This window comes from Pseudomonas sp. MHK4, from assembly GCF_054600775.1.
This window is the reverse complement of sequence record NZ_BAAIAK010000005.1, coordinates 13,536-28,180: the sequence shown is the minus strand read 5'-3', so window position 1 is coordinate 28,180 and position 14,645 is coordinate 13,536. Positions and strand designations below refer to the sequence as shown.

Annotated in this window: 11 protein-coding genes; 4 read left to right on the top strand and 7 right to left on the bottom strand. The window is 60.2% G+C overall.

Going from position 1 to position 14,645, the window contains the following annotated elements; translation table 11 throughout:
- Positions 1-67: 67 nt before the first annotated feature.
- Positions 68-1,249 carry a CaiB/BaiF CoA transferase family protein gene (locus ACYP2Q_RS14385; protein ID WP_459731065.1) on the bottom strand — a complete coding sequence of 394 codons (1,182 nt, stop codon included), beginning with the start codon at positions 1,247-1,249 and terminating at the stop codon, positions 68-70.
- Positions 1,250-1,391: 142 nt separating this feature from the next.
- Entirely contained in the window at positions 1,392-2,726 is a 1,335-nt protein-coding gene (locus tag ACYP2Q_RS14380; protein WP_459731064.1) for a dicarboxylate/amino acid:cation symporter, read from the bottom strand.
- Between the two features lie 337 nt (positions 2,727-3,063).
- Here ACYP2Q_RS14380 and ACYP2Q_RS14375 point away from each other — a divergent pair, with 337 nt between their 5' ends.
- Positions 3,064-4,062: an AraC family transcriptional regulator gene (locus ACYP2Q_RS14375; protein ID WP_459731063.1), complete on the top strand. Its 999-nt coding sequence runs from the start codon at positions 3,064-3,066 to the stop codon at positions 4,060-4,062.
- Between the two features lie 23 nt (positions 4,063-4,085).
- Here ACYP2Q_RS14375 and ACYP2Q_RS14370 read toward each other — a convergent pair whose 3' ends face one another.
- The 3 genes from ACYP2Q_RS14370 to ACYP2Q_RS14360 form a co-directional block, all read right to left on the bottom strand.
- Positions 4,086-5,429, bottom strand: coding sequence for an ATP-binding protein (locus ACYP2Q_RS14370; RefSeq protein ID WP_459731062.1), 1,344 nt, complete (start codon positions 5,427-5,429; stop codon positions 4,086-4,088).
- Entirely contained in the window at positions 5,426-6,103 is a 678-nt protein-coding gene (locus ACYP2Q_RS14365; protein WP_459731061.1) for a response regulator, read from the bottom strand. The genes ACYP2Q_RS14370 and ACYP2Q_RS14365 overlap by 4 nt, the downstream gene beginning before the upstream one ends.
- A 118-nt stretch (positions 6,104-6,221) precedes the next feature.
- A complete protein-coding gene (locus ACYP2Q_RS14360) occupies positions 6,222-6,824 on the bottom strand; it encodes a hypothetical protein (protein ID WP_459731060.1) in 603 nt (200 codons plus the stop codon).
- Positions 6,825-6,971: 147 nt separating this feature from the next.
- Between ACYP2Q_RS14360 and ACYP2Q_RS14355 the strand changes: the two genes are divergently transcribed.
- Positions 6,972-7,763, top strand: coding sequence for a dienelactone hydrolase family protein (locus tag ACYP2Q_RS14355; protein ID WP_459731059.1), 792 nt, complete (start codon positions 6,972-6,974; stop codon positions 7,761-7,763).
- Between the two features lie 114 nt (positions 7,764-7,877).
- Complete coding sequence (locus tag ACYP2Q_RS14350; RefSeq protein WP_459731058.1) at positions 7,878-8,600, top strand: 4'-phosphopantetheinyl transferase family protein; 723 nt, start codon at positions 7,878-7,880, stop codon at positions 8,598-8,600.
- Positions 8,601-8,681: 81 nt separating this feature from the next.
- On the opposite strand, the gene ACYP2Q_RS14345 is transcribed toward ACYP2Q_RS14350, so the two are convergent.
- Together ACYP2Q_RS14345 and ACYP2Q_RS14340 are read right to left on the bottom strand one after the other, a co-directional pair.
- Positions 8,682-10,292 (bottom strand): ATP-binding protein, encoded by a 1,611-nt coding sequence (locus tag ACYP2Q_RS14345; RefSeq protein ID WP_459731057.1) that lies wholly within the window; start codon positions 10,290-10,292, stop codon positions 8,682-8,684.
- Positions 10,289-11,011, bottom strand: a complete 723-nt coding sequence (locus tag ACYP2Q_RS14340) for a winged helix-turn-helix domain-containing protein (RefSeq protein ID WP_459731055.1) — start codon at positions 11,009-11,011, stop codon at positions 10,289-10,291. Before ACYP2Q_RS14340 ends, ACYP2Q_RS14345 begins: the two co-directional genes overlap by 4 nt.
- Before the next feature lie 738 nt (positions 11,012-11,749).
- On the opposite strand from ACYP2Q_RS14340, the gene ACYP2Q_RS14335 reads away from it, so the two are divergent.
- Complete coding sequence (locus tag ACYP2Q_RS14335; protein ID WP_459731054.1) at positions 11,750-14,644, top strand: ribonucleoside-diphosphate reductase subunit alpha; 2,895 nt, start codon at positions 11,750-11,752, stop codon at positions 14,642-14,644.
- The last annotated feature ends 1 nt before the right edge of the window (position 14,645 follow it).

Genomic DNA, 14,645 nt, shown 5'->3' with positions numbered 1-14,645 from the left:
GTCTGGATCGACCTCTTCGCCAGCAGGCTGGCTCCCACAGGGGATCATCTGTGGGGCCTGACAGGCACTAGAGAATGACTTTGGCACGACGCAATTCGGCAACCCGCTCAGCGCTGTACCCCAACTCCCCCAACACCTGATCGGTGTGCTGCCCCAGCGCCGCGCCAATATGCCTGGGCTCCGGCAACCCGCTGGAAAACTTCAAGGGACATGCCATCTGCGCCTGGCTAGAACCATCCCCCCTCGGCACTTCAGTCACCAGTTCCCGCGCCTGCAACTGCGGGTGCCGCACCGCTTCACCCAGACTCAAGACCGGCTCGACACACGCATCAAGCTCGGCGAACAGTGCACACAGCTCGGCAAAGTCATGCTTTTCGAACTCAGTCTTCAACGCTTCCTTGAGCTGGCGTTGCTGTGCAGGCTGCGCAGATAACCCCAGGCTCGCCCACCCTTCCAGCCCCAGCGCCGTGCACAGTTGCTTCATGAACCCCGGCTCCAGGCTGCCCACCGACAACCAGCGCCCATCCCGGGAACGGTAATAGTCATAGAAGCTGCCGCCGTTGAGCATCTGGTCTTCCCGACCCGGCTCGACCCCACAGGCCAGGTATCCGGCCCCCGCCATGGCATTCAGGCTGAACGCGCAATCGGTCATGCTCACGTCCAGATGCTGGCCCTGCCCGGTTTGCTGGCGTGCGATCACGGCGGCCAGCAGGCCGATGACCCCGTGCAGCGAGCCACCGGCGATATCTGCCACCTGCATGCCCAAGGGCAGCGGTCCACTGTCGGCGCGACCGCTGTAGCTCGAAAGCCCTGCCAGGGCCAGGTAGTTGATGTCATGGCCGGCGCGGTCCTTGTAGGGGCCGGTCTGGCCGTAACCTGTGATCGAGACATAGATCAGCCGGGGATTGATCGCTTTCAAGGCTTCATAACCCAGCCCTAATCGTTCCATGACACCGGGGCGAAATTGCTCCAGCACGATGTCGTAGTCCTGCAGCAACTGCGTGATCACTTCCAATGCTTTGGGCTGCTTGAGATCCAGGGCCAGGCTGCGTTTATTGCGATTGAGGTAGGCATGGCTGGCCGATACACCCTGATCGTGGGGCGGCAGCACGCGCAGCAGGTCCATGCGAGTCGGCGATTCGATACGTAGCACCTCGGCGCCCATGTCCGCCAGCAATAGCGAAGCGAACGGTCCCGGCAGCAGTGTCGAGAAATCCAGAACCTTGAGTGATGTCAGTGGACCGAGCATGAGAGTTCTCCCTGGAGGATGACCCAGCCTAGGCAGCGAAGCGTTTTGCAGCAATCACCTTATGCGCCACATGCAATGACCGTTGCGCTCAAATCCCGGGTATGAAAAAACCCGCAGAAGCGGGTTTTTCATTCAACAAGACTTACCTGGCGTTGGTCGGGGTTACCTCTTCGACGTGGCCCAGAACATCGTCTTTAGGCTCGTCGGCAATGCCGCGACCGCCCGAGGCCAGCTCGGACTGCAGCACGTCGGTGTCCAGTTCCTTGACCCACTTGGCCACGACGATGGTGGCAACGGCGTTACCGACCAGGTTGGTCAGTGCACGGGCTTCGGACATGAAGCGGTCGATACCCAGGATCAGCGCAAGGCCGGCAACCGGCAGGTGGCCGACGGCGGACAGGGTGGCGGCCAGTACGATGAAGCCCGAACCGGTCACGCCCGCAGCGCCCTTGGACGACAGGAGCAACACCACCAGCAAGGTGATCTGGTGCGTGATGTCCATGTGGGTGTCAGTGGCCTGGGCAATGAACACGGCCGCCATGGTCAGGTAGATCGCAGTACCGTCGAGGTTGAAGGAGTAGCCGGTCGGGATTACCAGGCCAACCACGGATTTCTGCGCCCCCAGACGCTCCATCTTGATCAGCATGCGTGGCAACACCGACTCCGAAGAGGAAGTACCCAGCACGATCAACAGTTCTTCACGGATGTAGCGGATCATTTTCAGCACGCTGAAACCGTGCAGGCGGGCAATCGAACCCAGCACGATCAGGATGAACAGCAGGCAAGTGATGTAGAAGCAGGCCATCAACTGACCCAATTGCACCAGCGAGCCGACACCGTAGGCACCGATGGTGAAGGCCATGGCACCAAAGGCACCGATCGGCGCGAGCTTCATGATCATGTTGATGATGTTGAACATCACGTGGGCGAAGCGATCGATGAAGTCCAGCAGCGGCCTGCCGTAGGCACCCAGGCGATGCAGGGCGAAACCGAAGATCACCGAGAACATCAGCACTTGCAGGATGTCGCCCGTGGCGAACGCGCCGACGATGGTGGACGGGATCACGTTGAGTAGGAAGCCGATCACGCTTTGATCCGCGCCAGCAGCGACATACTGGGCAACCTTGGAGGCATCCAGGGTGGTCACGTCGATGTGCATGCCGTCACCCGGCTGGACGATGTTGACCACGACCAGGCCCACCAGCAGCGCAATGGTCGAAACGATTTCGAAGTACAACAGCGCGTAACCACCGGTCTTGCCGACCGACTTCATGTCCTGCATGCCAGCGATACCGCTGACGACGGTGCAGAAGATGATCGGCGCGATGATCATCTTGATCAGCTTGATGAACCCGTCACCCAGTGGTTTTACGGCCACACCGAGCTGTGGATAGAAGTGACCGAGCAAGATACCGATGACAATTGCAACGATCACCTGGAAATACAGGGATTTGTACAGTGGCTGACGAGTCGTCATTGCAAAGTTCCTCAAGAGTGCGCGGTGACAACATCCAACTGTTGCCCACCCCACCTCAATTGCGAACCCTCCTGCACTGGAGGGATTTGTTTTTCGAGCTGCGCGACGGCAGGCATCTACTGGATCTATCGCAAGGCCCGTGCCACCTTGCAGGAAAAGCCTGTAAGCCTTTTGACATCAAGGGCTGCAGGTTATTCCGGGTCACCGCGCGGCGTTTGCGCAGTGGCGGATTTCCGCCCACCCTTCGAATCACGTCCTGTAATCTGGCGGATATCCGCCTTGTTCATGCACATCAAGCGCGGCTACCATCCGTCGCTCTATGGACGGACTTGCCTCTATGCGCGAACGCACCATTGCCAGTCATTTCGCCCGTGCCGCCCTCGGTGGCGCGCAACGGCTTGGCTACGATCATTCGAGACTCCTGGCGCAATTGGGGATCAGCCCCGAGTTGCTCCAAGAGCCTCGGGCGCGCATCCCTCCAGAACAATTCACCCGGCTGGTGCAGGCGTTGTGGCTCGCACTGGACGACGAGTACCTGGGTTTCGGCCGAGGCATCAGCAGGCCCGGCAGTTTCGCGATGATGTGTCACGCCGTGATCCATTGCCGCAATCTGGATAAGGCACTGCATCGCGGATTATTGTTTTATAGCCTATTCCCGGACGCCCCGCGCCTGACGCTGACGCACGAAGACGAAATGATTCGACTGAGCCTGGACGATTCGCAGTTCTGGGACCCGGACCATTTCCTCAGTGAAAGTCTATTGATGATCTGGCATCGCTTCGCGAGCTGGTTGATCGGCCAGCGTATTCGACTGGAGCACGCCACGTTCAGCTACCCGCGACCGGACCATGGTGCCGAATACGAGCTGCTGTTCTCGTGCCCGCTCGAGTTCTCGTCACAACAGAGCAGCCTGCTGTTTCACGGCCGCTACCTGAACATGCCACTGCTGCAAGACGAACGCACGCTCAAGCAATTCCTGGAGCGCTCGCCTGCCGACCTGTTATCGCGCCCGGACGATGGCCACAGCCTAAGCAGCCAGTTGCGACGCTTGCTCAGTCGCGACCGCTCACCCTGGCCGGACCTGGAGGCCGTGGCTGCGCACCTGCATATCAGCCCGCAGACGCTGCGTCGGCATCTGCGGGAAGAAAACACCAGTTTTCAGGAACTCAAGGACCAACTGCGCCGCGACATTGCCATTTATCACCTGGGCCGCAACGACTTGCCCTTGCAACAGATCGCCGAGCAATTGGGGTTTTCCGAGCCATCGGCGTTTCACCGGGCATTCAAGAAGTGGACCGGGCTAACGCCGGGGGCTTATCGGGCTCGGGAACACTGAGATGACGGGGCGACCATCCCTGATCACACCTGCGGAAAATGAATACGGAAGGCCGCGCCACCCAAGGGCGAGTCGCCCAGGGTAAGTTTTGCGCTATAGCTATCGATGATGTCCTTGACCACCGCCAGGCCAATACCCTGCCCTGGATGCTGGCGGTCCAGGCGTTCACCGCGCTGCAGGATCCGCGTGCGCTGATCGAGCGGGACACCTGGGCCATCGTCTTCTACGCATATCTCGATACCATTGAGGGTGCGCACGCTGATGCGTACTTCGCTCAGACACAGGCGATATGCGTTCTCCAGCAGATTGCCGAGCATTTCCAGCAAGGCGCCCTGCTCGATAGGTACCAGACACTGCCGAGGCAAATCGAAGGTCACCTGCACCTGTTTGTCGCGATAGACCTTGTCCAACGTATCGCAAAGGCTCTGCAACACGGGCTGCAGACGTACCTGATGGCGCACCAGGCCGCTCTTGCGCAGGCTGGCGCGTTGCAGTTGGTAACCGATCTGTTGGCTCATGCGCTCGATCTGGGCCTGCAACACCCAGGCCTGATCCCGATCCTCAGGGCGTTGTGCCATGCCCTCGCTGACACCCTGCAATACCGCCAAAGGGGTTTTCAGGCTGTGAGCCAGATCGTCGAGGGAATCGCGATAACGGCTACGCTGTTCACGCTCGCTGTACAGCAATCGGTTGAGAGAGCCGGTCAGGCGCAGCAGTTCACGTGGGTGTTGCTCGCTCAGGCTTTCACGGGTCCCGCTTTCGATTTCGTCCAGTTCCTGGCTCAGCCGGCGCAATGCCTGCAATCCCCAGGATAAGCCACCCCATAGCAATGCCAAAAGCACAAGCAGGGCAGCGCCGAAACCCAGGTAAAGGTTGTCCCGCAGGCCGCCGAGCGTGGCATCGTATTCACGCGCCGGTTGCAACGCGACGAAGCTGAACGCCGCGCTTTTGCCACCGAGCAGTTTGACCTCGACGTCATAGACGAAGAATTCCTGGCCATTGTCCTGGCGAATCCTGGCGAATTCGTTGCCGCGCCCGTCGTAACGCGGCGTGTAATTGATGTTCTCTTCAAGGGTGTCTTTCGAGCGCCACACCAACTGGCCTTCGCGGTTATAGATGTATCCGAGCAAATTGCCATCGGCCAGGTTAAAACGCTCATCGGGCAACTGTTCCGGCATCAGCAAGCCGTTGTTCTCGACCCGTGCGGCAGAGATCAACGTGGTGACGTCCGACGCCAGTCGCTGCTCGATGGCATCTTGCAGCGCCAGGCTGAACGCTCCCTGCATCGCTGGCAGCAACGCCAGCATGAACAATACCGCCAGGATCGTGGCAGCGAGCATCAGGCGAACGCGAAGAGAACCGATCAAGTACAACGCTCAGTGAACAGATAACCCAGGCCACGCACCGTATCGATTGGCTTGAAACCGGACGGACCTTCGAGTTTTCGACGCAAACGGCCGACCAACACTTCAATCACGTTCGGATCGCGCTCGTCATCGTCCGGGTAAAGCTGCTCCATCAAACGGTCCTTGGGTACCACCTGCTGATGATGGCGCATCAAATACTCGAGTATCCGGTACTCATACGCGGTCAATGCCAGTGGTTGCTCATCAAGGGACGCCTGCTTGCGATTGAGGTCCAGCAGCAGCGGCCCGGCAACGATCGTTGACTGGGTAAATCCGCTGGAGCGACGCAACAAGGCATTCAGCCGAGCCTCCAGCTCTTCAAACTGGAAGGGCTTGACCACATAGTCGTCGGCACCGGCAGCAAGACCTTCCACCTTGTCCTGCCAGTTACCGCGGGCTGTAAGGATCAGGATTGGAAAGGTCTTGCCCTGCGAGCGCAACTGACGGATCAGATCCAGCCCGCCCATACCCGGCAACCCGAGATCGATTACCGCCAGGTCGTGGTTGAACTGCTCGGTCTGATACAGCGCATCGACGGCGTTGGCCACGGACTCGACCACATGGCCGCTATCCGTCAGGCGGGTTTGCAGGTGATGACGCAATAGCGCTTCATCCTCGACAACCAGCAGTTTCATGTCGCTCTCCCCGGTAAATCAAATACTGCTCAGGCACGATCGACGCACCTCCATGACTGACAGGCAGCGCCGGACCAATCTCCTGGATTGATTCGGTGCTGCCTGTCGCACACGCTTCTCAGAAAGCATAGTTGGCTGAAAGGTAGGTCTGTGCACTGCTGTTCAAGCGCAGCGAACCCTGCTTGCTGCCACCGCGTTCGCTCATTTCGGTACTGGCGTTGCTGCGCAGGTAACGGTACCCCAGTTCAACCGAAGTGTTTTGCGAAACCTGTTGCAGGATGCCTGCCTGTGCGCCAATGGCGTAACCGATGTTGCTGTCGCGACTGAAGCCTGGTGATTCCTGGGTCAATTTGGTCAACCCGGCGGTGGCGCCGCCGAACAGCCTGGTGTCAGCACCCAATGGATGGAACAAATCGTAGCTGCCCAACAGGTTCTCCTGACGGAGTTTAATGCCATTGTGCGAGCCCGACACGTTATCGTACGTGGCGTAGTAGCGGCCCTGGCTGTTTTGCTGGCCAAAACGCAAGCCCCAGGTATTGTCCTTGCCAATCACGCCGTCGGCGTTCGGGCGGTCGAGATTATCGTTCAGGGCGTGGGACTTTTTGATCTTGTCGCTGGTCTGCCCATAAGTAAGGCTGGCGAAATTGTCGTTGGAAGCGAACGCAGCAGTGCTCGCGCCGAAAACGGTGAGTGCCAGCAGCAGTTTTTTGATTCCAGTCATAAGTGAAACTCCTCGTGAGTTCGTGTTTTCTTGCCTACGGAGCAAGACTACTCAGGCCGCCCTGAACTCACCCTGAACACGCGCTTAACCTGAGCTGAACCATATCCATCCAACTGTTTCGATGATTTTCCTGCAGGAGATCCGACCATGCGCATGCTCTTCGCCCTCTTCTTGCTCGCCGCCGGCGGGTTGGCCCAGGCCGCCCTCAAGACACAGGAAATCCCCTACCAAAGTACCGACGGCACCCGGATGATTGGCTATTACGCCTACGATGACGCGATAAAGGGCCCACGCCCCGGCGTCCTGGTAGTACATGAGTTCTGGGGGTTGAACGACTACGCCAAGCGCCGCGCCCGCGACCTTGCCGGCCTGGGTTACAGCGCCCTGGCCATCGACATGTATGGTGATGGCAAGAACACCGAGCATCCCAAGGATGCGATGGCCTTCATGCAGGCCGTGCTCAAGGACAAAGCGATTGCCAGCGCGCGGTTCCAGGCGGGACTCGACTTGCTCAAGCAGCAGGCGCAAACCGATCCGAACAGGCTTGCCGCCATCGGCTATTGCTTCGGTGGCGGTGTGGTGCTCAATGCGGCCCGGCAGGGTGTCCCTTTGGCCGGAGTCGTGAGCTTCCATGGCGCTCTGGCCACCAATACCCCGGCGACACCAGGCAGCGTCAAGGCGAAAATCCTCGTCGAGCACGGCGCCCAGGACAGCCTGGTCACCCCGGAAAACGTCACCGCCTTCAAGGCCGAGATGGACAAGGCCGGCGCCGACTACCGGTTCGTCAGCCTCGACGGCGCCAAGCACGGTTTCAGCAATCCTGATGCCGATCGCTTGAGCCATGGCGATCACGGTGGGCCGGATATCGGCTACAACAAGGCGGCGGATGAACGGTCGTGGGCGGATATGCAGGCATTCTTCAAGAAAATCTTTGGCTGAACCGATAGACCGCGGCGTGGCCATCGCGGGCGAGTCGAATCGCCCGCGATCGCCAATAGCGCTATCTGGTGCCAGGACTACCCAGCCTCAAGGCAACCCGGCAAAATGCCCGACATGAATCCTGTCCCCGCCCTGCCCGCTTGCTGCACCCCCCTCGATGCCCATTGGCCGCTGCCGCTGGTGCTGCCCGATGCGGTGCTGTTGAGTACCCACTTCGATACGTCGAGACTGCTCAGCGATGACTTCCAGCGCAGCGCCATCGAGGCGCCAGCGAGCATTCAGCGCTCGGTCGCCAAACGCCAGGCAGAATTTCTCGCCGGGCGGATCTGCGCCCGCGCAGCATTGCAACAACTGGAAGGCCTGAACTTCAGCCCGGCCATCGGTGATGACCGCGCGCCTGTCTGGCCTGCGCACATCACCGGTTCGATCACCCACAGCACCGGTCGGGCTGCGGCGATCGTGGCGAAGAAAACCCATTGGCGCGGATTGGGGATGGACATGGAAAACCTGCTCAATGCCGAACGTGCCGAACGCCTGGCCGGGGAAATCCTCACCCCCGCAGAACTGCAGCGCATGGCCGGGCATCGCGATCAGCTGGCGTTGCTGGTCACCCTGACGTTTTCAGTGAAGGAGAGCCTGTTCAAGGCGCTCTACCCCATCGTCCGGCAACGTTTCTACTTTGAGCATGCCGAGGTGCTGGAGTGGAACGAGTCGGGTGAGGTGCGGTTGCGGTTGCTGACCGACCTGTCCGGTGAATGGCGTAACGGCACCGAGCTGGATGCGCAGTTCGGGGTCAAGGATGGGCAGTTGTTGAGTCTGGTCAGTATCAAGGCCTGACGTTTATTGCTGTCTGCCAGGCCTCATCGCTGGCAAGCCAGCTCCTACAGGGGATTTGGGGCGTTGCGGGTGACCGCAAGCTCAGCGCTTCTCCTGGTTTCTCGGCCAGCTCAAGCTGAAACACGCGCCGCCCAGGCTTTTGCTCTTGCCAATCAACGCCCGACCGTCGTGCCAATGGATGATCCGCCGCACGATCGACAATCCCAGCCCATGGCCGCCCGAGGCCCGGGTGCGGCTGTCGTCGAGTCGCAGGAACGGCGTGAAGATTTTCTCCCAGGCCATTTCCGGCACCCCCGGCCCGTCATCTTCGACATCCACCCGACAGCGCTGCTGCCCCACCTGATAACTGATGGTGACTCGCGATTGTGCGTGGCGCATGGCATTGGTCACCAGATTCTGCAGTGCCCGGTGCAAGTAGCGCGGCTCGGCCTCGACCCACGCGTCGTCGCAGTCGGCGGCCGACAGGCACAACCCTCGCTGCACCGTGACCTCGGCGCGCAAGGGCGCCAGTTCCTCGATGACCTGATTGACCAGGGCATCCAGATCGATCCGCTGAAAGTTCAGGGCTGGCGAGCCTTGTTCCAATCGCGCGTATGTCAGCATCTCGTCAACCAGGCGGTCGAGGTCCTCGATATCGTGGTCCATGCCTTCGCAGTATTTTTCCATGTCTTGTGGGGTCTTGGCCGAGCCGATCATTTCCAGGCCAAACCGCAGGCGTGCGACCGGCGTGCGCAATTCGTGGGACACGGCACGCACCAGCTCCCGCTGGATGGCCAACAGCTGTTGCAGGTGCTCGGCCATGCCGTTGAACGCTGACGCCAGTCGCCCCACCGAGTCCGCTCCCCGCGCCGGCACACGGGTTTCCAGGCTGCCCTTGGCGATCCGCGTGGCCGCCGCTTCCAGCCCGCGCAGGCGGCGCTCCAGTTGCCGTACCAGCAGGTAGACGATCAAACCGATCAGGCTCAGCCCGAGTGCGGCAATGAGCACCAGCCACTCCGGCGGATAAGGATTCATCTGGTACAAGGGGCCAATTTCCAGCACCCACGGCGTACCGACCATGCCGGCGAACACCCGGATCGAATCGCCCTCCTTGCCCAGCGCCATCACGGTGTCGCCCTCGGACACCCGACGGCTCTGGTCTTCATCCATGTCGGCGTCTTCGACCGTGACCAGGCGCAGATCGAAGCCAAAACCCTTGTCCTGTTTCAGTTGCGCCAGGCGCACCGGTTGCTCGCCCACGGGGTAGCGCACCAATTCGTCCGCCAACAGATAGATAGTCGCCCGGGCGAGTTGTTCGCTGATCTGCTGGACTTCACCCGTGAGTACAAGCTGCTCCTGGTCGCTGACCAGTCGATAAACCCTGGCCGCATGCGGGCCGGTCTGTTCCACCAGGGCCTGGCCGCGCAAGACGCGGGTGCGCTGGGTAAGGTCGAGGTCGGTCTGGGCAAAGGTTTTCAGCGCCAGCGGAATCCCCAGCAGCCGCTCCCACACCAACAGGGCCCGGCGGCGTTCGGTCTGGTTCATCGGTTGCAGGTTGTCGGCCATCAGCGAAAACGTGCCGTGGGCCAGTCGTTCGCGGTACTGCTCGCCGCGCACCTGATTGAGCAGGTGCAACGCCAGTACACCGAGTACCGCCACCAATATCAGCGCGGCACACATGCCGCCGTAGATACGCAGGAAGATCGAGTTCACAGGGTCGGGTCTACGCAGGCCTCGGGGACAAACAGATAACCTTTGCTGCGTACGGTCTTGATCAGTCGCGGATGGTCCGGGTCATCGCCGATCTTCGGGCGGATGCGCGAGATGCGCACGTCGATGGAGCGATCCTGGCCGTCATAGCCGATGCCACGCAACGCGGTGAAGATTTCTTCCCGGGACAGGATGCGCCCGGCGTTGGCGACCAGCAGCCAGAGCAAGTCGAACTCGGCGCTGGTCAGTTCGATGCCGTTGTCGTGCAGCCAGGCTTCGCGCAATGCATTATCCACCACCAGCGGGCCGAATTGCAGGCGCCGCTGTTTTTCCGGGGCGACCTCCGGCGCTTCACTGCGTCGCAGCAATGCCTGGATGCGCGCCAGCAGCAAGCGCGGGCGCACCGGTTTGCACACGTAGTCGTCGGCTCCCAGGTCGAGGCCGAGGATCTGATCGGTGTCGTCGGTGCGCGCGGTGAGCATCAGGATCGGGCCGTCGTAACGGTCGCGAACCTTGCGGCAAATGCTCAGGCCGTCTTCGCCCGGCAGCATCAGGTCGAGAATCACCAGGTCCGGCTGTTCCTTGATGATGCGGGCCGCCGCCAGGGCACCATTGCCTTCGATCGAGACACGCAGGCCATTGGCTTGAAGGTAATCGCGCGTCAATTCGGCCAGACGCTGATCGTCCTCCACAATCAATACCTGCCAGGCTTCTTGCTCCACCGGTGACCTCTACTTGCCAGAACGCTAATAAGGAAGGATCCGCCCGTCTTTTTGTAATGATAGGGGTGGATAAATTGCATACATGCTGACCGATTGTATAAACGTCGCCCACGCAGAACACAAGCCGGTAAATGCGTTCGGACAACAGGGTTTTTTGTGATAGGGTTCGCGCCCTTAAAAATCCGCTCGAGCGTTTTCGATCATTGAAAATCGATGAAAAAAAGTCAGGTCCAGCAGCATCGCGGCCTGCACGCCGATTCCTTCCATAACACACAATTTACGCACAGGTTTATCCACAGGTAGTACGTTGCATTCCCCCCCCAAAACGCATTATCTTGTAGCTCAGCGTAAAAAAAACCCTAGATGTAGGGTTTTTCGCAAAAAACCAAACACAAACCGGATACCAATTTCAAGCGCTTTTATTGCCTCTTTCCGGTTGAACCAAACGTAATTTCCAAAGCCCAAAACCGCGCGCGCGGATGGCTACTGTATTTCGGCCCATGGGGTGAAAAACGGTACGGGTGTTGCAGTCCCAACTGTCACCTCACAAGGACCACCGGTCTCAGGCCCAAGGCGTGAGACCAAAGACTTCGGCATGGAAGCGGCGCCCAATAGCCCCCCTTCCTACTGTCCCGAAGTTGTTATGCCCGGCCTTCGCCGGTTGTAGTGCTTCAGGACGGAACGGTGGGCACCGTGATGGTGCCCAAACAAACATAGAGAATGTGGAGACACCCCCCCATGCAAACCGACACAACTCGCGAGAACCCGCAGGGTACCTTGCCGCAGGCCGCTGATTCGAATTCGGATCTGTCCGCCACCGCGCCTGGCCAGCTGCGCGTGATCAAGCGTAACGGCACTGTCGTTCCTTACACCGATGACAAGATCACCGTCGCCATCACCAAAGCGTTTCTCGCAGTTGAGGGCGGCACCGCTGCCGCTTCGTCGCGCATCCACGACACCGTGGCGCGCCTGACCGAACAGGTCACTGCCACCTTCAAGCGTCGTATGCCATCGGGCGGCACCATCCACATCGAAGAAATCCAGGACCAGGTCGAACTGGCCCTGATGCGTGCCGGCGAGCAGAAAGTGGCCCGCGACTACGTGATCTACCGTGACGGTCGCTCGAAAGAACGCGCCGCCCACGCTCCGGCCGAGCAAGCGGTCGACGCTCACCCGTCGATCCGCATCACCCGCGCCGACGGCAGCCTGGCGCCGCTGGACATGGGCCGCCTGAACACCATCGTGACCGAAGCGTGCGAAGGCCTGGAAGAAGTCGACGGCGACCTGATCCAGCGCGAAACCCTGAAAAACCTGTACGACGGCGTGGCCCTGACCGACGTCAACACCGCCCTGGTGATGACCGCCCGTACACTGGTCGAGCGTGAGCCGAACTACTCGTTCGTGACCGCCCGCCTGCTGATGGACACCCTGCGTGCCGAAGGCCTGGGCTTCCTCGGCGTCGCCGAGAGCGCGACCCACCACGAGATGGTCGACCTGTACGCCAAGGCCCTGCCTGCCTACATCGCCAAGGGTATCGAATTCGAATTGCTGAACCCGGTCCTGGCCGACTTCGACCTGGAAAAACTCGGCAAGGCGATCAACCACGAGCGCGACCAGCAGTTCACCTACCTGGGCCTGCAAACCCTGTACGACCGTTACTTCATCCACAAGGATGGCGTGCGCTTCGAACTTCCGCAGATCTTCTTCATGCGCGTGGCCATGGGCCTGGCGATCGAAGAGAAACACAAAGAAGACCGTGCGATCGAGTTCTACAACCTGTTGTCGTCCTTCGACTACATGTCCTCGACCCCGACCCTGTTCAACGCCGGTACCCTGCGTCCACAGCTGTCGAGCTGCTACCTGACCACCGTGCCGGACGACCTGTCGGGCATCTACCATGCGATCCACGACAACGCCATGCTGTCGAAATTCGCTGGTGGCCTGGGCAACGACTGGACACCGGTTCGTGCACTGGGTTCGTACATCAAGGGCACCAACGGCAAGTCGCAAGGCGTGGTTCCGTTCCTCAAAGTAGTGAACGACACTGCCGTCGCCGTTAACCAGGGTGGCAAGCGCAAAGGCGCTGTATGTGCCTACCTGGAAACCTGGCACATGGACATCGAAGAGTTCATCGAACTGCGTAAGAACACCGGTGATGATCGTCGTCGTACCCACGACATGAACACCGCCAACTGGATCCCTGACCTGTTCATGAAGCGTGTCTTCGATGACGGCAAGTGGACCCTGTTCTCGCCGTCCGAAGTTCCGGACCTGCACGACCTGACCGGCAAGGCCTTCGAAGAGCGCTACGAGTACTACGAAGCCCTGACCGAGTACCCGGGCAAGGTCAAGCTGTTCAAGACCATCCAGGCCAAAGACCTGTGGCGCAAGATGCTGTCCATGCTGTTTGAAACCGGCCACCCATGGCTGACCTTCAAGGACCCGTGCAACCTGCGCAGCCCGCAGCAGCACGTCGGCGTGGTCCACAGCTCGAACCTGTGCACCGAGATCACCTTGAACACCAACAAGGACGAGATCGCCGTTTGCAACCTGGGTTCGATCAACCTGCCGAACCACATCGTGGGCGGCAAGCTCGACACCGCCAAGCTGCAACGCACCGTGAACACTGCCGTGCGCATGCTCGACAACGTGATCGACATCAACTACTACTCGGTGCCGCAAGCGAAGAACTCCAACTTCAAGCACCGTCCGGTTGGCCTGGGCATCATGGGCTTCCAGGACGCCTTGTACCTGCAGCACATTCCTTACGGTTCCGACGCTGCCGTCGAGTTCGCCGACAAGTCGATGGAAGCGGTCAGCTACTACGCGATCCAGGCTTCCTGCGACCTGGCCGACGAGCGCGGCGCCTACGAGACGTTCCAGGGTTCGCTGTGGTCCAAGGGCATCCTGCCGCTGGATTCGCAACAGATCCTGATCGAGGCCCGTGGCCAGAAGTACATCGATGTCGACCTGAAGGAATCCCTGGACTGGGCACCGGTTCGTGCCCGTGTACAGAAAGGTATCCGTAACTCGAACATCATGGCCATCGCACCGACCGCGACCATCGCCAACATCACTGGCGTATCGCAGTCGATCGAACCGACCTACCAGAACCTGTATGTGAAATCGAACCTGTCGGGCGAATTCACCGTGATCAACCCGTACCTGGTTCGCGACCTCAAAGCTCGCGGCCTGTGGGACTCGGTGATGATCAACGACCTGAAGTACTACGATGGTTCGGTGCAGCAGATCGAGCGCATCCCGCAAGAACTCAAGGAGCTCTACGCGACTGCCTTCGAAGTGGACACCAAGTGGATCGTTGACGCGGCCAGCCGTCGTCAGAAGTGGATCGACCAGGCTCAGTCGCTGAACCTGTACATCGCCGGTGCATCGGGCAAGAAGCTGGACGTGACCTACCGCATGGCCTGGTACCGTGGTCTGAAAACCACCTACTACCTCCGTGCCCTGGCCGCGACCAGCACCGAGAAGTCGACCATCAACACCGGCAAGCTGAACGCTGTTTCCAGCGGCGGCAACCACGGTGACGACTCGGTCCTGGCAGCGCCTGCCGGCCCTGCTCCAGTGCCGAAGGCTTGCGCCATCGACGAGCCGGATTGCGAAGCTTGCCAATAAG

Excerpts from the sequence above, each read along its gene's own strand:
- ACYP2Q_RS14355 (WP_459731059.1), top strand. The coding sequence starts at position 6,972 with ATGCGCATGCTCTTCGCCCTCTTCTTGCTCGCCGCCGGCGGGTTGGCC.
- ACYP2Q_RS14350 (WP_459731058.1), top strand. The coding sequence starts at position 7,878 with ATGAATCCTGTCCCCGCCCTGCCCGCTTGCTGCACCCCCCTCGATGCC.
- ACYP2Q_RS14375 (WP_459731063.1), top strand. The coding sequence starts at position 3,064 with ATGCGCGAACGCACCATTGCCAGTCATTTCGCCCGTGCCGCCCTCGGT.
- ACYP2Q_RS14365 (WP_459731061.1), bottom strand. The coding sequence starts at position 6,103 with ATGAAACTGCTGGTTGTCGAGGATGAAGCGCTATTGCGTCATCACCTG.
- ACYP2Q_RS14335 (WP_459731054.1), top strand. The coding sequence starts at position 11,750 with ATGCAAACCGACACAACTCGCGAGAACCCGCAGGGTACCTTGCCGCAG.
- ACYP2Q_RS14380 (WP_459731064.1), bottom strand. The coding sequence starts at position 2,726 with ATGACGACTCGTCAGCCACTGTACAAATCCCTGTATTTCCAGGTGATC.
- ACYP2Q_RS14360 (WP_459731060.1), bottom strand. The coding sequence starts at position 6,824 with ATGACTGGAATCAAAAAACTGCTGCTGGCACTCACCGTTTTCGGCGCG.
- ACYP2Q_RS14385 (WP_459731065.1), bottom strand. The coding sequence starts at position 1,249 with ATGCTCGGTCCACTGACATCACTCAAGGTTCTGGATTTCTCGACACTG.